Raw genomic sequence first — 20284 nt, 5'->3', positions numbered from 1 at the left:
TGAGAATCGAAAGCTGTTTTGGGCCCGGTAATTCCGGCCAGGAGGTGCCGGAACCGTGAACGCCCCCGTCGACACCCGCGACGACCCGACCATCGCGGTCACCGCCACGCCGGCGACCCCGCGACCGGGCAACCCGTTCCTCCGCCGCGTCGCAGGCCGTCTCGTCGCACTGGGCGCGTTCCTGCTGCTCTGGTGGGCGGTGACCGCTGCCGGCCTGATCGAACCGCTGTTCCTGCCGTCGCCGGGCGCGGTGTGGGACGCGTTCGTGCTGGCCAACACCTGGCATCCGGTCGCACCGGGTGTCGACCGGCTCGTGCAGGGCGCCCAGGGCTATTTCCTGTGGGAACACCTGCTGGCCAGTTGCCAGCGGATCGCCGCCGGTGTCGGTGCCGCCATCGTCGTCGGCCCGCTCCTCGGCTTCGCGATGGGCATGTGGCGACCGCTCAACACCCTCGTCGAGCCGTATCTGAACTTCCTGCGGGCCCTCCCCCCGCTCGGCTACATCGGCCTGCTCATCGTGTGGTTCGGCATCGGCGACACCTCGAAGATCTGGCTGCTGTTCCTCGCCGCGTTCCCAGCGATCACCATCGCCACGATCAACGGCGTGCATTCGGTGCCCCGCGACCACATCGACGCCGTGCGCTCACTCGGCGCCAACCGCCGCCAGGTGCTCACCGAAGTCGTCCTGCCCTCCACCGCACCCGAAGTGCTCACCGGCATCCGCATCGCCGTGGGTTTCGCGTGGACGACGGTCGTCGCGGCCGAACTCAACAACGGCATCCCCGGCATCGGCGGATTGGCGTATCTGTCCGGCACACAACTCGATACACCGCTGACGATCGCGTGCATCGTTGTCATCGGGATCACCGCCCTCGTGCTGGACGCAGTCATCAAATGGATCGGCGTCCTCGCCGTGCCCTGGAAGGGAAAATCATGAAGCGCACACTCGTTGCCGTCACCGCGCTGGCAACGGCCACGCTCGTCGCCGGCTGCGTGTCCTCCGACCGCAGCAGTTCCCCCGACGGTTCCGCCGCAGCGAGCGCCTGCCCGTTCGAGGTCGACGAATCGATCACCACCACCGCCCGGATCGCCTACCAGGACATCCCGAACGGTGATCTCCTCGTGAAGGATTCGGGCATCCTCGAGGCGTGCCTGCCCAACGCCGAGATCACGTGGAGCCGGTTCGCGTCGGGTGGCGACGTGGTGCAGGCCTTCGGTTCCGGCAGCGCCGACCTCGGCCTGCTCGGTTCCAGCCCCGCGACGAAGGCGCTGTCGGCGCCGCTGAACATCGACGTACAGGTCGTCTGGATCCACGACGTCATCGGCGCAGCCGAGTCCCTCGTGGTGCGCGATCCGGCGATCACGTCGGTCGAACAGCTCGCGGGCAAGACGATCGCGACGCCGTTCGCCTCGACCGCGCACTACAGCCTGCTCGCCGCACTGGACCGCGCCGGCATCACCGACCAGGTCACCCTCGTCAACCTGGCACCCGACGCGACGGTCGCGGCGTGGCAGAGCGGCGAGATCGACGGCACCTGGATCTGGGAGCCGACCCTGTCCGAACTCACCGACGGCCACGTGCTGCTCACCAGCGCCGACACCGCCGCCGCCGGCGTGCCGACCTTCGACCTCGCCGGCGCGACCCGCGCATTCGTCGACGCCAACCCGGAGTTCGTCGCGGTGTGGACGCGGGCCCAGGACTGGGCCGTCGAACAACTCCTCACCGACCCCGACGAGGCATCGGTCGCGCTCGCGGTCCAGCTGGGCATCTCACCGGAGGAGGTGCGCCCGCAGCTCGACGGGCTGACCTACCTGCGGGCGTCGGATCAGGCGTCGGACGAATACCTCGGCGCCGCATTCGCCGACAATCTGCTCTCCACCGCACAGTTCCTGCTCGAACAGGGCCAGATCACCGCGGTCAGCGACCCCGAGGTGTACCGGAACGGCATCTACGTCGACGCGGCACGCAAGGTCGCACAGCCGTGACCGGCGTCCGGACGGGAACCGACCGGGTCACCTTCACCGGGGTCTCGAAGTCGTACGGCACCGGTCCGTCGGCGGTGCCCGCGGTGAGCACCGTCGATCTGACCGTCGAGGCGGGCGAGTTCGTGTGCCTGGTCGGCCCGTCCGGATGCGGCAAGACCACCCTGCTGCAGATGCTCGCGGGATTCGAATCCCCCACCACCGGCACCGTCGACATCGGCGGTGTCCCGGTGACGGGCCCCGGTTCCGAACGCGGGGTGGTCTTCCAGAAACCCAACCTGTTCCCGTGGAAGTCGGTGCGCGCCAACGTCGAACTCGGACCGAAGCTGCGCGGTGTCCCCCGGGCCGAGCGCCGCGCGCGAGCCGACCGGATCCTCGCGACCGTGGGCCTGTCCGAGTTCGGGGATCGGCGCACGTACGAACTGTCCGGCGGCATGCAGCAGCGCGCGCAGATCGCGCGGGTGCTGGTGAACGAACCGCGAATCATCCTGATGGACGAGCCCTTCGGTGCGCTCGATGCCCTGACCCGCGAGAAGCTCCAGACCGAACTGCTCGCGATCCGGAACGCCGAGCACCGCACGGTCCTGTTCGTCACCCACAGTGTCGGCGAGGCCGTCTTCCTCGGCACCCGGGTACTCGTGATGAGCGCGCGACCCGGCCGCATCGTCGAGGACGTCAGGATCTCGTTGCCCGGCGACGAGGACGACGCACCGCGATCACCGTCGGTGCGCACGACCCCCGAGTTCGCCGCCTACAAGGAGCGGATCGCGAGCGAGATCTACCGCGCCCACGCCTGACCGTCAGTGCACCAGTGAAAGTCCCTGCGCCGCAGCAGGATGCTTCCACAGTCCACGGCGCGCCAGCAACGGCAGGACACCCTCACCGAACCAGTACGCCTCCTCGAGGTGCGGGACACCCGAGAGCACGAATTCGTCGATGCCGGCGGCGTGATACTCCTCGATCAGCGCGGCGACCTCCTCGTGACTACCGACGAGCGAGGTTCCCGCGCCGCCGCGCACGAGTCCGACCCCACTCCACAGACCCGGGTGGATCTCGAGGGTGCGGGCATTCCCGTCGTGGCGGGTCGCGCTGCCGTGCAGTTCCCGCATCAGACGCTGGCCCTCGGACTCGCTCGCCGCCAAACCGGCTTGGGCGAGCGCGATCTCGTCCGGGTCCATGTCGTCGAGCAGCCGCTGTGCCTGCGCCCACGCCTCTTCCGACGTGTCGCGGCTGATCACGTGCAGCCGGACTCCGAATCGCAGGGACCGGCCGAACACGGCAGCCTCGGACTTCACCCTCTCGATCTTCCGCGCGACCGCGCCCGGCGGCTCGCCCCACGTGAGGTACACGTCCGCGTGCCGGCCCGCCACCGGGAGCGCCGCGGGCGACGACCCGCCGAAGTACACCGTGGGCGCCGGATCGGGCGTCCGGTCCAGGCGCGCACCTTCGACGTGGATGTGCTCACCGTCGAGCGACACCAGGTCGCCGCGCCACAGTCCGCGCAGGACGGTGAGGAATTCGTCGGTGCGCCGGTAGCGCTCGTCCTTGCTCAGGAAATCCCCGTACGCGCGCTGTTCGCTGCTCTCGCCACCGGTGACGATGTTGATCAGCAGACGTCCGTTCGAATGATCCTGGTAGGCAGTGGCCATCTGCGCGGCCAGTGTGGGCGAGAGTGCGTCGGGACGGAAAGCGACGAGGAACTTCAGTCGCTGCGTCAGCGGGACCAGCATCGACGTGGTGATCCACGCATCGACGCACTGCAGGCCGGTCGGGGTCAGCGCAGCCTCGAATCCGAGTTGCTCGGCCGACCTCGCGACCTGGCCGAGATAGTCGAGGGTGGCCGGCCGGTCGGCGGCCGAAACGCGCAGGTCGGCGCCGTGACCGCCACCGACGATCGAGCGGCTGTCGCCGGAAGTGGGCAGGAACCAGTGGAACGACAAGGACATGACGAGACCTTCGAAGTGAGGGAACGTGGACCGGTGCGGGTCAGCGACGACAGCGAAGCGCAGAGACCCGGCACAGATCCACGTACAGACGCCAGCTGTGCCACACGGGACGCAGCACGCGGGGCTGCGGGTCACCGATGGGCGTCACGGCACTACTCCTGCACTCGTGCATATTCGGGCGTCGACAGGCTACCGCACGAGTGCGGAATTCGACACGGGCGTTCCGGCCGGGACGCACGGCTGCCGTGCGTCCCGGCGACCGGTCAGAAGAACGCGCCCGTCGGCAACGGCTCACCCGTCAGTTCGTGGGCCCCGATGGCCTTTGCCTTGTAGGTGCGCGGGTTGTGTGCTGCCAGGGTACGGATGTTGCGCCAGTGCCGGTCGAGGTGCGAGCTTCGCCGGGCTGCGGTGCCACCGCCGACATCGAACAGGTCACCGGCAGCCCGCAGGGCGATCTCGTCCACCACGACCTTGGCCTTCGCTGCACGGACCGCGGCTCGCAGCGAAAGTTCCTGTTCCTCGTCGGTGCCGTGTGCGGCGTATGCCTCGGACAGGGCTTCGGCGGCCGCGACGACCAGCGCCTCGGCGGCGAACGCCTGGCTGGCGAGCACACCGACGGTCTGCTGCAGGATCGGATCCTCGACGGGGCTGTCCGCAGCGGCGTGATAGAACGTGCGCTGCTTGGTCCGGACGAGGTCGGCGGCGTCGCGGGTGACCCGCCGCAGGATCCCGGCGATCACAGCGGTGAGGTACAGCTGCGGGAACGTGGCCGAGTACGGCAGATCTCCGTAGTACGTCCCGGTGCCGAGGAAGTCTTCCCGGTCCACGGCGACGTTCTCGAACCGGGTGGTGCCGCTGCCGGTGAACTGCTGTCCGATGCCGTCCCAGTCCCGTTCCAGGACGACGCCCTCGCGGTCGGCGGGAACCACCACACGGATCGGTTCATCCTCGGGTCCGTGCGCTGCGACGACGAGATAGTTCGCGTAGAGGTTACCCGTGCTGTAGAACTTGGTGCCGTTCAACCGAAGCCCGTCCGGTGTCTCGGTCACCGCGGTTTCGAAATCCTGGTTGCGCCGGCCGGCGTGCTTGCGGCTCAGCTCCGTCGACGCCAGGCCGAACAGCTTTCCGGCCCGGACCTCTTCGAGCCAGCGCCCGTCCGGCCCGTCTGCCCGGCGCAGCGTGCTCTCGACGAAGTTCAGGTGGTTGCGGAGGCTGTGCGCCACGTTCGGATCCACCTCGCCGAGAGCGATGACCGTCCGGAAGAGTTCGACGAGCGTGGCCCCGCCGCCGCCCTGGTCTGCCGGGAGCCGGAGTGCGCCGAGCCGTGACTGCCGGATCACCTCGAATTCCTCGAACGGGTGCCGGTGGGCGTCGTCGCGGTCGACGACCTCGGCGTCGATGTAGGCGAGAAGTTCGTCGAGTTCGCGCGATCCGGCCGTCACGGGGTGTTCGAAGGTCGGTGCCGGGCGGGTTTCCACAGAATCGAGGGTGCTCGTCATTTCGGTTTCTCCTTGAGGTTGTTCGGGTGGATGTTCTTGTATACAAATCGATTCGGCTACTTGTCCCGGGGAACGTGTACGGAGACGTACGCTCCTCGGTACTTCTGTTCGAGGTAGTCGGCCACCTCCTCACCTTCCAGCGCACGGCCGAGTGCCGATACTCTCGGGTCGCCGGCGAGCCGGGACGGCGCGACGAGTACGCGGGCGTATGGATTGTTCGGTCCCGGTTCCACTTTCAGCGCGTCCCGTTCCGGAATCAGACCGATCGAGGCCGCGGTTCGGGGATCGAGTACAACGGCGTCGTAGTTGCGGTAGGCATCCGCGGCGAAGTTCGCCAGGTCCAGCCGCCTGATCGACAGATGACGTTGCGATTCGAGGATGTTCGCCTCCGAGACAGCGAGATCCCGCGCGGCGAGACCGCCGAACTCCCGATCCAGTGTGATCAGATTCGACTCCTGCAGGAGGTAGAGACCGCGGGCGAATCCGGTGACGGTATCGGCCAATGCGACCGTTGCCCCGTGCGGCAGATTCGTTCCGGTGACCCTGTCCTCGACGAGTCCGGCGTTCACCCAGTCGTCGGTCTCTTCGATACCCGACCATTTCGCCGAGTACAGCGCGTAGGGCGCGACATTGACCTCGGAGACGACACTCAACGTGTCCAACGAGTTCGTCGCCCGGTCCTGCAGGAACGCGGGTTGCGTCTGGAAATACACGAGGTCCGCATGTCCTTCGGCGAGTTGCCGATTCGCGTCGTCGGTGGCGTCGACGAGTTCGATCTCGACGCCGTCCGCCAACCCGTGCGCGGACACGTGCTCCAGGACGTCGCGGTAACCCTCGTCGCCCACCAGGATCGTCAGTGCGTCCCCGCTCGCGGTACCGTCGCCGTAGGTCACGGTCACTTCGTCCGAACACCCGGACAGCACCAGCAACGCGGTGATGCTCGCGAGAATCGTTCCGCGAATGCGACCGGTATCCGATTTTCCCATGTGCGCCTCCTACAACGCCTCGTAGTAGAACGACGCCAACTTGGGCCCGCGACCACCCTCGAACCGAACGGTGACCTTCCACTGCCCCGCGACCGGAACGATGAGACCGTCACTGTCCCAGACGAGTTCACCGTCAGCGGACATCGTCGTGCGGAGCTCGACCGGCAGGCGTGCGATGTTCGCCTCGGCCGAGGAGAGTTCGACGCCGACATCCGGCATCGGCGCTCCGCCGGTCGCGCCCTCGGGTCGGTAACGAACCGTCAGTGACCGTGCGCCACGACGGACCGAGTCGATCTCGACGTCGAGGACCTCGGATGCGCCGAAGTCCAGCGCAGTGCGCACGTTCGTGGTGTAACTGTCCTTGGCCGGCACGACAGATGTCAGCACGGACGTCGCGGCGAGAATCACGATCGCGAGCGCTGCCTCGGCGACGAGGATCCGCGGGCGCCGCCGGACCGGCAGCGGTTCGGTTCCCCCGGCCGAACCGACGCTGAACCTGCGGTACGCGAGAGAGCCGGCGATCAGCGTGAGCACAGCGACCGACACCTTGACGGTCAGGGTGGATCCGTAGACGGTGGAGATCAGCGCTCCGACCGGGTCGACCTGGATGAACGCCAACAGGATCCCGGTGATCGCCACCAGGGCCACGTGCCCGGCCGCGAACCCGTGCCACCGCCGCAGCGGAGGCACCTGCTCCTGCACCAGCACGAGCAGGAGGACACCTCCGAGCCAGATCGCCCCGGCGTATACGTGCACACCTGTTCCGAGGAACGACACCGGCCAGCGCTCGGTCGAACCGCCGTGACCGCCGAGCGTGACCGCGACGATCGCGGACGCGGCCTGCAGGTATCCGGTCGCATCCGACCCACGGCCCCGGCCGGGCGGACGAATCCCGCACGCGAGACTCAGCATCACCGCGGCCGCGATCGCGATACCCAGCCGGCTGCTCGCGACTGCGGCGACGGCCGATCCGGAGATGCCGGACAGTCCGCCCGACTGTTGCGCGGCCAGCAGAACGACCCTGCCCACCAGGCCGGCAACCAGAAGCGTCGCACCGACCCGATAGACGAATCGGAACCGGCGGCCACCGAGCACGTTCGGCCACACCCAGCGGGCGACGACGAACAGGCCCGCCGACAGCGCGACCCCGAGATACGTCGCCCACTTGCTCGGAATACCGAGAAACTGTGCCGCGCCCGCATCCGCCCCGGGATCGTCGGGCACGTTCCCCAGCCCGGTGACCGACCCCACCGTGAACCGGATCGACAGCGACACCACATGCGTGTCGGCGGACAGCACACGCGCCGTCGCAAGGTAGGCACCGTCGGTGAGCCCGTCCGCGGGTACCAGCACGAGCCGACGCCCGCTGTTCTCCAGTCGCACCGCCGAGAAGGGGTGCCGCACACCGTCGTGGTCGATCAGCTGCGGCGAGCCCTCGACGACGCCGACCACCTCGTTCAGCTCGAAGGACAGCAAGGCCGGCGAAACCTCCACACGGGATCCGTCGCCCGGTGAGCTGGACACGACACTCGCGTGCGCGGAGGCCGGCGCTGCCCATACGGTCGATGCCGACACCACGAGCCATACGAGGAAGCCGAGGCATGCAGCGCGATGCATCGATCGGTCACGGCTTCGGGACATGACTCCGGCGCACCAGCACAAGCACTCCGATCGACGATCCCGCCGCGATCACCAGCGCGGCACCGGCGATCGAACGCCATAACCACAGCTGTGGCTCGGTTGCCGCCGACGCGGTGCTCGCCGGGTCCGTCGAAGCATCGACACGGTCTCCGTGTCCGTCGTGCCCGTGCCCCGCTCCTGCGGCGGCCAGCGTGACGACGGGCGCCGGGTGTTCGGGTTCGCTGTCCGCGTCGAGAGCGACCTCGTCCCACCGGACCACGGATCCGTCGCTGTATCCCTGTTCGCTGTGCAGCGCCACCGATTCGACGTCGTCCGGCCACGGTCCCGCGGAGAGGGTGAAGACACCGAACTCCGAACCCTTCAGCCCGTACGCCGGATCGCTCGTCTCCCAATCGATGCGCGTCACCCGTTCGCCGTCCGCGGTCGGCTCCCGCAGGATCGTCGCGGTCCACCCCGGAATCGGCAGTGTCCGCGCCGACACGAGGTCGACGCCGTCGGGAACGGTGATCGTCAGCCGCACCGTCGAGGCCGTGTCCGACTCGGTCGGGACGATGAGCCGCACCAGGCCGTATCCGCCCTGCGTGGGCCGGTCGCCGTCGTCGACCCGGACGTGCGCCGCAGCCGTGCCCGCGGCACCGGACAGGCCGAGACCCCCGAGCAGCGCGACAACGGTGAGGCGACCGACAAACTGCCTCGTGCGTCTACCGAACATCGTCGACCGGTCCCCCGACGGCAGCCGAGCGTGCTCGTCGCAGATCGGCGAGCACCAGATCGCGCGTGATCGCCTCCACCAGCCGCGGCACGCCGACGCGCAGGCTCGGGATGTCGCCGACCGGCCGGCCGAAGCTGACAGCCGCACCGATGCTGAAGACGTGGATGTCGCGCAGCCACGGCGCCGCACCCGGTTCGCGTTCGGTCAGCTCGTATCCGCTGCCGAGGTACGGCGCCGACGCGAGCAACTCCGATTCCAGTCCTTCGGGTGCCGGATAGGCATCCGCCCATCGCGCGACATAGGGCGCGATCGTCGACAGCTCCGGCCGGGTGGCCGGATCCTGCTGATAGCCGGTGCCGGCGATGACGAAGTCGAAGGTGCGAGTTCCGTCCGCGGCGTGGACGATCACGCGGCCGTCCTCCTCGGACGCCGACAACCACTCTGCGTCGAGGTGGAGGTAGTAGTTCTCGAACACCGCTGCCCGCTCGACGGACTCCGGAGGAACATTGGCCCCCTGCGCGGCGGTCCGCCACCGCTGACGCCACCGTTCCTCGTCGCCGAGCAGGTGGAATACGTCCTGCGCCAGCGGGTTCGGTCGTGTTCCGCCGAGCGGGGCGACAACCAGCTCCGGTCGGCGCGTGTACACGTGCACATCGCCCGCTCCGGCCTCGAGTGCGGTCGCCGCTGCATCGTATGCGGACGCCGCGGCGCCCAGGACCGCAACGGACCTGTCGCGCAGTGCGTCGAAATCGATTTCGTCCGCGGTATGTGCGAACACGCGGTCCGACAGGGCCGCCACTGCGGCGGGAATGTACGGGCCCCCGGTTCCCGAGACCCCGGTGGCCAGAACCAGTTTTCGGGTGTCCTCGGTCCAGGTGCGCTCGTCGTTCTCCAGGTGCAGACGCAGCCGTCCGTCGTCGACAGGCTCGATGTCCGTCAGCCGGACGCCGCGCCGTACCTCGATGCCGACCTGCCGGCGGAACCATTCGAGGTAGTCCGCCCAGTCCGACGTGGCGATGCGGTCGATTCCGTCGAACGCGCCTTCCCCGTGGGTCGCGTCGAACCAGACCTGGAACGTCAGGGCCGGGTTGCCCAGTTCGGGGCCCGACACCGTCTTGGGAGTGCGCAATGTGAGATTCCGTGCACGCGACTGCCACGCGAGGTCGGACTCGTCCCGGCCGGCGTCGACGACGGAGGTCCTGGCCACGCCGGCGCGGCGCAGCGCGTAGGCGATCGCCACTCCGCTCTGACCGCCGCCCACGACGACGACGTCGTGATCCGTATCGTCCAGCGGCGCGATCCAGTTCGCGTCGCCGTTACCGTAGCCGAGCAGGTGGAGCGATCGCTGCGCTGCGTCGTCGGGGTTGTCGGAGAGGTCGGTCATCGAGCTGTCATCCTTCTGCTGCGTACTTCTGGTTCTTGCGTACTTCTGGTCTGTCGATTCGTCATCGGCCGACGAGCGGCCACGGTCAGCGGCTCGTGATTCCGAGTTGCCATCCGGTCACGCGCTTCTCGATTCCGGCCAGCACGAGGTTCAAGGTGACGCCGATGATGCCCAGCACCACGATCCCCGAATACATCGCAGGGATCTGGTAGCCCTCCTGCGCGGATCTGATGTAGATGCCCAGACCTTCGGTGGCACCGAGATATTCGGCGGCCACCAGCGCGGTGAAGGCGTGCGATGCGCCCAGTCTCAGACCCGGGAAAATGTTGGGGAACGCAGCGGGAAGCACGATCCGGGTGAAGATGTAGACCCGTCCCGCGCCGAGGGTCCGCGCGGCGCTGACGAGAATCTTCTCGACGCCCTTGACCGCATTCGTGGTGTTGATGAAGATCGGCCAGAACGCCGCCCAAGCGACGATCGCGATCTTGGATTCCTCACCGATCCCGAAGAAGAGCAAGAACACCGGAAACAGCGCGAGGATCGAGAGATTCCGGAAGAAGTTCAGGATCGGCTCGAACAACTTGTCGAGTGTCCGGACCGAACCCACGAGAATCCCGAGGAAGATGCCGAGGACCGTCGCGATGAGGAACCCGGCGAGTCCGCGGCGCAGACTCGGCAGCACCTGCCGGCCGAGCTTGCCGTCCGCGGAGAACCCGTCGACCAATGCGGTGCCGATGTTCTGGGGCGGCGTGAGGAACTTCGGATCCAGCAGTCCGGTCGTGTTGGCGAACCACCACACGAACAGGAACAGTGCGACTCCGACCGTCCCGTACACGTACTTGTCGTAATCGGCGGCCCACTCGCTCCACGAACGGGACGGCTTCTCCGGCTGCGCCTCGGTGCGTTCGTCGGTTCGTGGACGCGTCTCAACGGTCACCAATGTGGGCCTCCTCCTTGAGGATCTGCGCGACCTGGGCACGGATCCGGCCGAACTCCGGCGCGGCGCGGGAGTCGTCGTTGCGAGGTCGCGGCAGGTCGACCTCGATCAGTGCGTTCACCTTGCCGGGACGCTTGGACATCACCGCGATCCGATCGGACAGGAAGATCGCCTCGTCGATCGAGTGCGTCACGAACAGGATGGTCTTCTTCCGAGCCCCGGACTCCCAGATCCGCAACAGTTCTCCTTGCAGGAACTCGCGGGTCTGCGCGTCCAGCGCAGCGAACGGCTCGTCCAGAACCAGAACGTCCGGGTCGTATGCGAGAGAACGCGCGATGGCCACTCGCTGGCGCATGCCACCGGAGAGCCGATGCGGGAGGTGGTCGGCAAAGCTCTCCAACCCGACGGTCGTGAGGATCCGTTCCGAGATTTCGCGCTTGCGCGCGGCCGGGACGCCGCGGATCTTCAGACCTGCTTCGACGTTCTTCCGCACGGACAACCACGGAAACAGTGCGTAATTCTGGAAGACGACACCGATGTTCTTGCTCACGCCGCGGACGGGAGCGCCGTCGAGGAGCAACTCGCCGCCCTCGAAGGTCTCCAGTCCGGCGAGGATGTTGAGAAACGTCGATTTTCCGCACCCACTCGGGCCCAGCAGGGAAAGGAATTCGCCTTCCCGTATCTCGAGGTCGAAGTCGTCGAGGACTTCGGTGACGCCGTTGCCGGCGCCCTTGCCGACATTCTTGAACTCCTTGTGCAGGTTCCTGGCCGAAATCTTGACCGGCCGGGCCGCATCGGGAACAACAGCAGGGTGATCGACGACCGATCGGGTCATGACCGCTGCCTCCTCATCGTTTGGTTGCCTTCGTTCGTCACCGGCACCGGGCCGGTCAGAACTCGGTATCGGTCAGCACTTCGGTGTTGCTCGACTGCGAATCGATCAATGCGGCGGACGGTGCGTACGGATTGAACTCGTTGGTGGCCACGTCTTCCGGGGTGAGAGCGGCCTCCTCCGGTGTGAGGATCCCGAGTCGCTCGGACAGATCCCACCAGAAGCCGGTCTGTTCCTTGTCCAGGATCAGATTGTTCGTGTAGTAGTACTTGGTGACCTGATCCTCGGACAGTCCCGTGAGCCGCGCCACCAACTCCTGCTGCTTGTCCGGGTTCGCATTCACCCAGTTCGCCGTCTTGGCGAGGATCTCGACGAATTCCCTTGTCTGGGCTGGGTATCGACGGATGAACTCTCCACTCGCGCTGATCGGCGCCAGACCACCGTCACTGCCGGAGTTGTCGTAGTCCGAGAAGGCGACCCGCACCGCATCATTGGTCCGGAGGACACCGTTGAGCGGAGGATGGATCACCGCGAGGTCGATCTGCCCCTGCTCGAGGGACTGCGGCAGCAGGCTCTCCGACTGGGTCAGGAACTTGACCTTGTCGACATCGACACCGTTCTTGACGAGGTAGTCCTTGAGGATGAATTCGGCGCAGCCCTTCAGGGAGGCCAAGCCGACCGTCTTGCCTTCGAGCTGCCTCAGGTTCGTCTGGTTCAGGTCCGAGTCCTTGCGCACGAAGTACTCCATGTGCGGCTCGTCCTCGGTGGTATAGGTCAGTGACGCAATCACTTTCAGATCCACTCCGGCGGCGACAGCCGAGAGCGCCCGGTTGAACATGAAGTAGGCGAAGGTGACGTCGCCGGTTCCGAGCAGGGCCGGAACCTGACCGGCGTCCACGTGACCGAGATACTCCGGCCGGATACCCGCCTCGTCCCAGAATCCCAGCTCGTCGGCGATCTTGACGAGCGACGGGCTGTTCGGGTTCTCGGACCACTTGAAGTACACCGGATTATTCGGATCCGAGACGCTTCCGTCCACGTCCTGAACCACGGCCGATTCACCTCCGCCGCATGCGGCAAGGGTGGCCGCCACCACCCCGGTGACGACGAATGTTGCTGCTCCGCGGCACAATTTGCCGAACACGCCGGCCTGCGTCTCGCGCATGATCACCTTTTCTGTCCGAAGGATGTTCCGAATGGCCACCGGCTCTCCGAGGATCGACTACTGCTGATTCGCAACCGATCTCGGGGTCGACGATGTACATACGAATCGGCGGCCGCAGGACCCGACATGCGGGGCGGACCGTCCGAATATCGTCAATGCTAGAGCCCTTCGTCCCATACCCGTAGAGTTCGGATCTCCGTGACGGATTCCCCGCGTGAGACTTTCGAAACGAGTCCGAAACGACGACAGGTCCGTGCCGTCGGTGTTCCCGAACGGCACGGACCTCTGGTCCCTTTCCACGCGGACCTGCGGTCTGCTCCTACACGGACCTGTCGTCCCCCTGATGCTTCCGCGGGGCTACCCGACGGCGTGCAATGCCGGCAACGTCGCCCCGAACCGACCCCTGAGCGTCTTCTCGGAGTACTCGTGCCGGAACAACCCTCGTCGGCGCAGGATCGGCACGACGTGGTCGACGAACTCGTCCAGCCCGGTCGGCAACGCGTCCGGCATCAGATTGAATCCGTCTGCGGCTCCTGCGAGGAACCATTCCTCGATGGTGTCCGCGACCTGTTCGGGGGTGCCGATGATCGCGCGATGACCTCCGCTGCCGTTCAGGGACCGCAGCAGCTGCCGGATCGAGAGATTGCCCTCCTGCGCGAGTCCGACCACCGATTCCCGGAACCCGAGCGACCCCTGGTAAGCGTCGAGGTCCTCGGGAACCGCGAGAACGTGCGCCGGAATCGGCTCGTCCCAGTCCAGGGTCGTGACGTCGACGCCCAAGGTGCCGCTCAGCCGCTCGGCTCCGAAATCGGCGGGCACGTGCGCGCGCAGGGATTCGTGACGTTCGATCGCTTCTCGCTCGGTGGACCCGATCACGGTGATCAGACCCGGGAGGATCTTGACCTGGTCCGGGTCCCGGCCCGCCCGGGCGGCCGCGTCCTTGACGTAGCGGTAGTGCTCGATCCCGGCGGCCAGGGTGAGTTCCGCGGTGAAGACCCCGTGCGCCGTACGTCCGGCGAGTTCACGTCCTGCCGGCGATCCGCCCGCCTGGATCAGCGCCGGGTAACCCTGCGCCGACGGCGCGACCGCGAGACGCCCGGACACCTCGAATCGGGGACCGCGGTGATTCACGGGAACACCGGTCAGAGCCGATTCCCACAACTCGGTCACGACATCGACGAATTCGGCGGCGCGGGCGTACCGCTCCTCGCGGTCCGGGAGCGCCTGCAACCCGAAGTTCGCTCCCACCACCGGCGAATAGGTCGTCACGACGTTCCAGGCGACCCGCCCACCACTCGCGACGTCCAGCGAGAGGAATCTTTCCGCGAGCTCGTAGGGCTCGTTGAAGGTCGTCGATGCCGTGCCGATCAATCCGAGGTTCGTCGTGTGTGCGGCGACCGTTGCCAGGACCGCGGTCGGTTCGAGGGCCCGGGTGGGTTTGACCTTCGGGTTCTCCCAGAATCCCGGGCTGTCGGCCAGGAAGAACCCGTCCAGGGTTCCCCGTTCGGCTGCCTGCGCGATGCGCACGAAGTGGGATGCGTCGAGAAAAGCGTTCGGTGCGACGCCGAGTGTCCAGGCACCCGGGGAAATACCGACGTCGAGGACGTTGACGTTGAGGACCAGCCGACGGTTCGAGTGAGTCATCTCGGATGTCCTTTCCGGCTCAGAAGAACCCGGTGTCGGGCAGAGGAGTGTCGTTGACGAACAGGTCACCGAGGACCCTCGCCTTGTATGCCGTCGGATTGTGGGCGAACAGGGTGCGCAGGTTTCGCCAATGCCGATCGAGGTGTGCCGACTGCCGCGTGGCGGAGGCACCGCCCACATCGAAGAGACGGGACGCGGCGCGCAGTGCCGGTTCCTCGATCGCCACCTTCGCCTTCGCTGCCAGGATCGAGGCCCGCGCCTCGAGGGCCGGGTCGATCCCGGTCGTCCGCGCAGCGGCGGTCGCCTCGTCCTGCGCTTCTGCAGCGGCGCGCACGATCGATTCCGCCGCGAACGCCGTCGCGGTCAGCGAGCCGATGATCTCCAGCAGCTGCGGATCGTGACGGGGCTCCGAGACCGTTGCGAACGCGAAGCTACGCCGCCGGCTGCGAACGAGCTCGGCGGCATCGGTGGCGACGGATCGGAGAATGCCCGCTGCGACGGCATGGAGAACGAGTTGCGGGAACGACTGCCGTGCGCGCAGCGTGTCGCCGGCGAGGCGGAACGGGAAGGTTTCGTCCTCTGCCACCCGCACGTCGGTGAAGACCGTTGTCCCGCTGCCGGTATGGCGCTGGCCGATTCCGTCCCAGTCGTCGAGGTGCTCGACGCCCTCGCGACGAGTAGGAACGACCGCGCTGAGCACGGTGCCGTCCGGCACTCCTGCGGTGACCCTCACGTAGTCGGAGAACACGGTGCCCGTGCTGTAGAACTTGGTGCCGTTCAATCGGTATCCGTCACCGTCGGGGGTGAGCGTCGTATCGAACTCGTACTTGCCCACCGCGCGGGACGACAGCTCGGAATTCGTGCCGCCGAACAAGGAGCCGGCGAGAACCTCACCGAGCCACCGCTGCTTCTTCTCGGTGGTCGGTACCCGGAACAGTTCCTCGACGAAGGCGAAGTGCACCCGCAGAATGTGCGGCACGTCCGGATCCGCCTCAGCGAGATCGATGATCAGGTCGAACAGATCGCGCAACGAGTAGCCGGCACCACCCAGTTCCACCGGAACCCGCACCGCGCCGATTCGCTCTTCGCGGAGCAGTTCGAGAGCTGCGAGCGGCGGTTCGCCACCACCCTCGTCCCGGCGGCGCCGTGCGTCGGCGGCAATCACCGAAAGGATCTCGCTGCGTGAACGACCGTATCCTGGTGACAGTCGGTCTGCCGGACCGGGCCGTAGGTCGACGGATTGCGTTGTCATGATGTCCTTCGAATTTTCGGGGTTACGAAACGGGAAACAGACTGCGACGGTGCCCGCTGAGGATGCGAGAGGCCGCAGGCAGACCGAGGCGCTCACGGAGCGTCGTGTCTCCGGCCCCGGGCGGTCTCGGTCCGGCGACGGTCGCAACGGATTCGAGATCGTGCACGTCACGAATCCTGACGACCACGCCGCCGCGCTCGGGTGCCTCGACGTCCCACGAGCCGTTCCACGTGACCTCACGCAGCGTGAGGATCTGCTGGTGGGCGCCCTCGTCGGTGCCGCGCACGATCACGACATCGGGTGCGCCCGCGATCGAGTCCGGCGCAGTGTCCGAGAACCGGAACACCGGTAGCTTCCGCTGGGGCGGCTCCGGCACGTTGAGCGGTCCCGAAACCGAGAACACTCCCTCGTGGTCGATGAAGGTGATGCGTTCCGACTCGACGAACACGGCCCGTTCGCGGTCGGCGACGATGCTGTCGGCGGGCCAGCTCTCCCACAGCTTGCGCGCGACGGTCACCGCGTGGTCGAGCAGGCTCTCAACGCCCTCGGCGGGGCCGCTCGATGCTCCGGCGCCCACCAGCCAGCCGATCCTGCCCCCGCTCAGGTGATCGAGCGACGCGAGCCGCCGCGCGAGGTTGTACGGGTGATGAACCCGAGGATCGGCTGCGACGACGAGACCGATCCTGCGGGAGTTCGCCGCCAGCAATGCGGCGGCGACGCTCGCGTCGAACCGCTGCTCCGGCGCGACCCGCGGATCGAGCACGTCGCCTCCCAGGATGGCGAAGTCGACCGCCGACGCGTCGAGAAGTGCCCCCGCCTCGAGGGGTGACAAAGGGCCGGCCGGATCGAACAACTCCGACAACACCGCAGTGTCGATGTCGATCCCGACCAGCGGTCGTGTTCCCACCGAAATCGTCTCCTCCGCATGCATTTCCGGTACCCAGGCCCGAGAGATGGCCGTGGCCGGGACTCCAGGGCCACCGGTCGAAACTCTCACCGAATTCCGGCGCCTGCCATCGTTAGGCTCGAGATGGTTCTGAACCGGCCTCTGCCGCAGTCGCGCCGGCGTCGAGACGACCTGCGTGAAATACCTTCAGGCGGAGGCAAACGCTTCTCTTCGATCGACGCTCGTCCGAGCATTGCCTGCGACATACCGCCTCGCGAATGCGGAAATGCATGCCGTATAGCGATTTACCTACCTGTAAGGAACATCGTGCCCCAGAGAAACCCGTCCGTCTTCTTCGTCTCATCCGAATTTCGGTTCGCCGATCGCTTTCCCCGATGGAAGTTCTCGTCGACGCCGGCCGAATCGGAGGGCAATCACCGAGCGAGGGCCGAGTTCGCACGCGAGCTGGAACACCTGGGTTTCGACGCGGTGTTCATCGCGGATTTCGCGGGACTGAACAGAACACAGATCGCGTACGACGGCCCCCGCTCGTTCGAGCCGCTCACCCTGGCCACGTATCTGGCCGCACACACCGACCGGATCGGTCTCGTGATCACGCTGTCCACGCAGTTCAGTGAGCCCTACACGGTGGCCCGGGAACTCACCTCGCTCGATCGGCTGTCGGGCGGCCGGGCGGGCTGGAACGTCGTGACGTCGTTCAACGGTGAGGTCAACTACGGATACACCACCCTTCCCGCCCCGCACGACCGGTACCGCAGGGCCCGGGAATTCCTCGGCGTCACCAAGGCGCTGTGGAAGTCGTGGGATCCCGACGCGATCATCGCAGACCCGGACTCGGAGATCTACGTCGACACCGACCGGGTCCGGGACATCGACTGGGAGGGAGAGAACTTCCGGGTTCGGCAGGCCCTCGACCTTCCACCCGCACCCCAGTCGTTCCCGGTGATCGCGCAGGCCGGGGCATCCGACATCGGGATCGAGTTCGCTGCCGAATCCGCCGAAGTCGTCTTCGTCGCGAGCCCCGATCTCGCGTCGGGACAGAGCTACTACAGGAAGCTCAAGGACGCGGTCGTCGCCAACGGGCGGCACCCGGACGACCTGAAGGTGCTGCCGGGAATCCGGATCTATCTGGGCGATACCGAAACGGATGCGAAAGCGGCCTACCGCGCCGAACTGACCGATCGGGACCTCGAGCGTGCACGTGAAGCGATCCGCTACGAGATTCCGGAACTGGACCTCACGGACCTCGGCTTCGACGATCCGATTCCGCTCGACCGGTTCCCCACCCTGGCAGAACTCGAGCAGCGGGGCCGGCGCGTCAGTCGAGCGCTCATCTACCGCCGGTGGATCGAGACCGGCGAATACGCCACCCTGCGCGACTTCCTCGTGCGGTACGCGACGTCGTTCGGTCACTTCCAGATCGTCGGCACCGCGGAGCACGCGGCGGCGACGATCGCGCAGTGGATCGACGAGGGTGCAGCGGACGGATTCATTCTTCTCGGTGGCTCGAGTTTCGAACGGATCCGGCGCGACCTCCTTCCGCGCCTACGGGATCTCGGCATCTTCCGGGATCCCGAGAACGAGAATGGGCACGACATCGGTCTGCGTCGACGTCTCGGAACCACCACACCCGGTCTCGAAACGACCCGGTTGCTCGTCGAGAGCTGAGCGTCCCGGCCGAGCGGCCGACGCGAAAGCATATCGCCTGCCGCGGAACGAGATCCGTTCCGCGGCACGCGATACGCGTATCGGTGACGGCGCTATCCGTGATCAGGCTCCGACGAGCAGCGAGCTCCGGAACCGCTGTCCCGGAACGGAGTCGATGAGATTGCGCGTGTACTCCGAAGACGGTTCGTCGAACACTCGTTGCGTGTCGCCGAATTCGACGAGCCGACCCGACCGGAGAACGGCGACTCTGTGCGAGATCTGACGGACCACCGCAAGATCGTGGGAGATGAACAGGTACGTCAGGTCCAGATTGCGCTGCAGATCGATCAGGAGGGCAATGATCTGGTCCTGTGTGACCACGTCGAGGGCGGAGAGCGGCTCGTCCAGAATGACGATCTCCGGCCGGACCACCAGTGCCCGCGCGATGGCGACGCGCTGGCGCTGGCCTCCCGACAGTTCGGCGGCGTACTTGTCGAGGGATCCCGCCGGTAGGTTCACGCTGCCGAGGGCCTGTTCGATCCGCTGTTTTCGCAGCGCAGCGTCGCCGATCCCGAAGGAGCGCAACGGCTCGTCGAGGATCTGCCGGATCGACCATCGGGGGTCCAGCGCGGAGTCGGGGTTCTGGTAGACGAACTGGACCTCGCGCCAGTGGTGGCGTCGCTCGCGGTGCCCGAGCCGGGCGACGTTCCGCCCGAGCACTTCGACCGTGCCGCCGGTCGGTGTTGTCAGTCCGATGATCATCTTCGCGGTGGTCGACTTGCCCGACCCGGACTCGCCGACCAGGGCGACGGTCTCGCCGCGCCGCACCGACAGGTCGACGCCGTCGACGGCCCGGTGCACGATCCGGCCCTTGACCCGGAATTCCTTGGTGATCGCGGATACCCGGACGACCTCGTCCGAATCGGTGCGGGTGGGCAGCGGCGCCGGCGGTGTGACCTCCCGGATCCGGCCGATCAATGTGCGCGTGTACTCCGACCGGGGCTCGGTGACCACCGATTCGACGTCGCCCTGCTCGACGACCCGACCGTCCCTCATCACCACGATGCGCGACGCGTGGTCGGTCGCCACGCCGATGTCGTGGGTGACGAACAGGACGGTGGTGCCGTGCTCGGCGACCAGCCGGTCCAGCACCCGCAGGACCTGGCTCTGAACCGTGACATCCAACGCGGATGTCGGTTCGTCGGCCACGAGCAGCTTCGGATTGAGGCCGAACGCGATCGCGATGAGGACCCGTTGCCGCATACCACCGGACAGTTCGCCGGGATATTGACGGAGCCGTCGTTCCGGGTTGTCGATCTCGACCTGCTCCAGCAACTCGATGCTGCGGCGACGTACCTCGCTGCGGCTCAGCTTCAGATTCCGGAGTTCGAACACCTCGGCGAGCTGCGCTCCGATCGTACGCACCGGATTCAGGGACGCCCCCGGATCCTGCGGTACCAAACCGACCGTGCTGCCGCGCAACCCGCTCCACTGCCGTTCGGACAGCCCCAGGATGCCGTGTCCGTCGAGGACCGCGGTGGTCGCATGCGTGTGCGCCGACTCGGGAAGCAGACCGACCACCACGTTCGCCAAGGTCGTCTTACCCGAGCCCGATTCGCCGACAACGGCGGTGAACTGCCCCTTCTCCAGTCTCAGGCTCACGTGGTCGAGTGCGACCTTGGCGGTGTCGCCGGCACCGTAGGTGACGACGAGATCTTCGATGTCGAGTAGCGGTTCGGACATGTGGAT

The 20284-nt window shown here is 66.9% G+C and carries 17 protein-coding genes; 4 read left to right on the top strand and 13 right to left on the bottom strand.

Going from position 1 to position 20284, the window contains the following annotated elements:
• Positions 1-55 precede the first annotated feature (55 nt).
• Genes ACWDTS_RS09025 through ACWDTS_RS09015 form a run of 3 tightly spaced genes read left to right on the top strand, consistent with a single transcriptional unit; the run spans position 56 to position 2780 of the window.
• On the top strand, positions 56-937 hold the full coding sequence (locus ACWDTS_RS09025) for an ABC transporter permease (RefSeq protein WP_450118009.1): 882 nt from the start codon (positions 56-58) through the stop codon (positions 935-937).
• Positions 934-1986 (top strand): taurine ABC transporter substrate-binding protein, encoded by a 1053-nt coding sequence (locus ACWDTS_RS09020; protein ID WP_450110211.1) that lies wholly within the window; start codon positions 934-936, stop codon positions 1984-1986. The genes ACWDTS_RS09025 and ACWDTS_RS09020 overlap by 4 nt, the downstream gene beginning before the upstream one ends.
• A complete protein-coding gene (locus tag ACWDTS_RS09015) occupies positions 1983-2780 on the top strand; it encodes an ABC transporter ATP-binding protein (protein ID WP_450118008.1) in 798 nt (265 codons plus the stop codon). Before ACWDTS_RS09020 ends, ACWDTS_RS09015 begins: the two co-directional genes overlap by 4 nt.
• A gap of 3 nt (positions 2781-2783) precedes the next feature.
• Here the strand turns inward: ACWDTS_RS09015 and ACWDTS_RS09010 are convergent, their stop codons facing one another.
• The 12 genes from ACWDTS_RS09010 to ACWDTS_RS08955 all read right to left on the bottom strand — a co-directional run bounded on the left by ACWDTS_RS09010 (position 2784) and on the right by ACWDTS_RS08955 (position 16888).
• The gene (locus tag ACWDTS_RS09010; RefSeq protein ID WP_450118007.1) at positions 2784-3929 is read right to left on the bottom strand and encodes an LLM class flavin-dependent oxidoreductase; all 1146 of its coding nucleotides are present in this window, start codon (positions 3927-3929) and stop codon (positions 2784-2786) included.
• Positions 3930-4192: 263 nt separating this feature from the next.
• The gene (locus ACWDTS_RS09005) at positions 4193-5428 is read right to left on the bottom strand and encodes an acyl-CoA dehydrogenase family protein (RefSeq protein WP_450118006.1); all 1236 of its coding nucleotides are present in this window, start codon (positions 5426-5428) and stop codon (positions 4193-4195) included.
• A gap of 56 nt (positions 5429-5484) precedes the next feature.
• Positions 5485-6414: a MetQ/NlpA family ABC transporter substrate-binding protein gene (locus ACWDTS_RS09000; RefSeq protein ID WP_197250776.1), complete on the bottom strand. Its 930-nt coding sequence runs from the start codon at positions 6412-6414 to the stop codon at positions 5485-5487.
• 9 nt (positions 6415-6423) lie between these two features.
• Complete coding sequence (locus ACWDTS_RS08995; RefSeq protein ID WP_450118005.1) at positions 6424-8031, bottom strand: copper resistance CopC/CopD family protein; 1608 nt, start codon at positions 8029-8031, stop codon at positions 6424-6426.
• A gap of 7 nt (positions 8032-8038) precedes the next feature.
• Positions 8039-8767: a YcnI family copper-binding membrane protein gene (locus tag ACWDTS_RS08990; protein WP_197250774.1), complete on the bottom strand. Its 729-nt coding sequence runs from the start codon at positions 8765-8767 to the stop codon at positions 8039-8041.
• Positions 8757-10151 carry a SidA/IucD/PvdA family monooxygenase gene (locus ACWDTS_RS08985; RefSeq protein ID WP_197250773.1) on the bottom strand — a complete coding sequence of 465 codons (1395 nt, stop codon included), beginning with the start codon at positions 10149-10151 and terminating at the stop codon, positions 8757-8759. The genes ACWDTS_RS08990 and ACWDTS_RS08985 overlap by 11 nt, the downstream gene beginning before the upstream one ends.
• An 85-nt stretch (positions 10152-10236) precedes the next feature.
• Positions 10237-11088, bottom strand: a complete 852-nt coding sequence (locus ACWDTS_RS08980; RefSeq protein ID WP_450118004.1) for an ABC transporter permease — start codon at positions 11086-11088, stop codon at positions 10237-10239.
• A complete protein-coding gene (locus tag ACWDTS_RS08975; RefSeq protein WP_197250771.1) occupies positions 11078-11923 on the bottom strand; it encodes an ABC transporter ATP-binding protein in 846 nt (281 codons plus the stop codon). The genes ACWDTS_RS08980 and ACWDTS_RS08975 overlap by 11 nt, the downstream gene beginning before the upstream one ends.
• Before the next feature lie 55 nt (positions 11924-11978).
• Positions 11979-13085 carry an ABC transporter substrate-binding protein gene (locus ACWDTS_RS08970; RefSeq protein ID WP_197250770.1) on the bottom strand — a complete coding sequence of 369 codons (1107 nt, stop codon included), beginning with the start codon at positions 13083-13085 and terminating at the stop codon, positions 11979-11981.
• Between the two features lie 357 nt (positions 13086-13442).
• A complete protein-coding gene (locus ACWDTS_RS08965; RefSeq protein WP_248675676.1) occupies positions 13443-14729 on the bottom strand; it encodes an LLM class flavin-dependent oxidoreductase in 1287 nt (428 codons plus the stop codon).
• Positions 14730-14748: 19 nt separating this feature from the next.
• Entirely contained in the window at positions 14749-15981 is a 1233-nt protein-coding gene (locus ACWDTS_RS08960; protein ID WP_450118003.1) for an acyl-CoA dehydrogenase family protein, read from the bottom strand.
• A 22-nt stretch (positions 15982-16003) separates the two neighbouring features.
• Complete coding sequence (locus ACWDTS_RS08955; protein WP_450118002.1) at positions 16004-16888, bottom strand: LLM class flavin-dependent oxidoreductase; 885 nt, start codon at positions 16886-16888, stop codon at positions 16004-16006.
• 306 nt (positions 16889-17194) lie between these two features.
• Here ACWDTS_RS08955 and ACWDTS_RS08950 point away from each other — a divergent pair, with 306 nt between their 5' ends.
• Positions 17195-18556: an NtaA/DmoA family FMN-dependent monooxygenase gene (locus ACWDTS_RS08950; RefSeq protein WP_450118001.1), complete on the top strand. Its 1362-nt coding sequence runs from the start codon at positions 17195-17197 to the stop codon at positions 18554-18556.
• A gap of 102 nt (positions 18557-18658) precedes the next feature.
• Here ACWDTS_RS08950 and ACWDTS_RS08945 read toward each other — a convergent pair whose 3' ends face one another.
• Positions 18659-20278, bottom strand: coding sequence for a dipeptide ABC transporter ATP-binding protein (locus ACWDTS_RS08945; protein WP_229581886.1), 1620 nt, complete (start codon positions 20276-20278; stop codon positions 18659-18661).
• Between the last annotated feature and the right edge of the window lie 6 nt (positions 20279-20284).

The sequence above is a fragment of the Rhodococcus sp. NPDC003383 genome (assembly GCF_053589115.1).
This window is presented reverse-complemented; position numbering and strand designations above follow the sequence as displayed.

What these genes read in the sequence shown, in the direction of transcription:
- ACWDTS_RS08960 (WP_450118003.1), bottom strand. Translation starts at nt 15,981, where the DNA reads ATGACAACGCAATCCGTCGACCTACGGCCCGGTCCGGCAGACCGACTG.
- ACWDTS_RS08970 (WP_197250770.1), bottom strand. Translation starts at nt 13,085, where the DNA reads ATGCGCGAGACGCAGGCCGGCGTGTTCGGCAAATTGTGCCGCGGAGCA.
- ACWDTS_RS08975 (WP_197250771.1), bottom strand. Translation starts at nt 11,923, where the DNA reads ATGACCCGATCGGTCGTCGATCACCCTGCTGTTGTTCCCGATGCGGCC.
- ACWDTS_RS08945 (WP_229581886.1), bottom strand. Translation starts at nt 20,278, where the DNA reads ATGTCCGAACCGCTACTCGACATCGAAGATCTCGTCGTCACCTACGGT.
- ACWDTS_RS08985 (WP_197250773.1), bottom strand. Translation starts at nt 10,151, where the DNA reads ATGACCGACCTCTCCGACAACCCCGACGACGCAGCGCAGCGATCGCTC.
- ACWDTS_RS08965 (WP_248675676.1), bottom strand. Translation starts at nt 14,729, where the DNA reads ATGACTCACTCGAACCGTCGGCTGGTCCTCAACGTCAACGTCCTCGAC.
- ACWDTS_RS09005 (WP_450118006.1), bottom strand. Translation starts at nt 5,428, where the DNA reads ATGACGAGCACCCTCGATTCTGTGGAAACCCGCCCGGCACCGACCTTC.
- ACWDTS_RS09000 (WP_197250776.1), bottom strand. Translation starts at nt 6,414, where the DNA reads ATGGGAAAATCGGATACCGGTCGCATTCGCGGAACGATTCTCGCGAGC.
- ACWDTS_RS09020 (WP_450110211.1), top strand. Translation starts at nt 934, where the DNA reads ATGAAGCGCACACTCGTTGCCGTCACCGCGCTGGCAACGGCCACGCTC.
- ACWDTS_RS08995 (WP_450118005.1), bottom strand. Translation starts at nt 8,031, where the DNA reads ATGCATCGCGCTGCATGCCTCGGCTTCCTCGTATGGCTCGTGGTGTCG.
- ACWDTS_RS08990 (WP_197250774.1), bottom strand. Translation starts at nt 8,767, where the DNA reads ATGTTCGGTAGACGCACGAGGCAGTTTGTCGGTCGCCTCACCGTTGTC.
- ACWDTS_RS09010 (WP_450118007.1), bottom strand. Translation starts at nt 3,929, where the DNA reads ATGTCCTTGTCGTTCCACTGGTTCCTGCCCACTTCCGGCGACAGCCGC.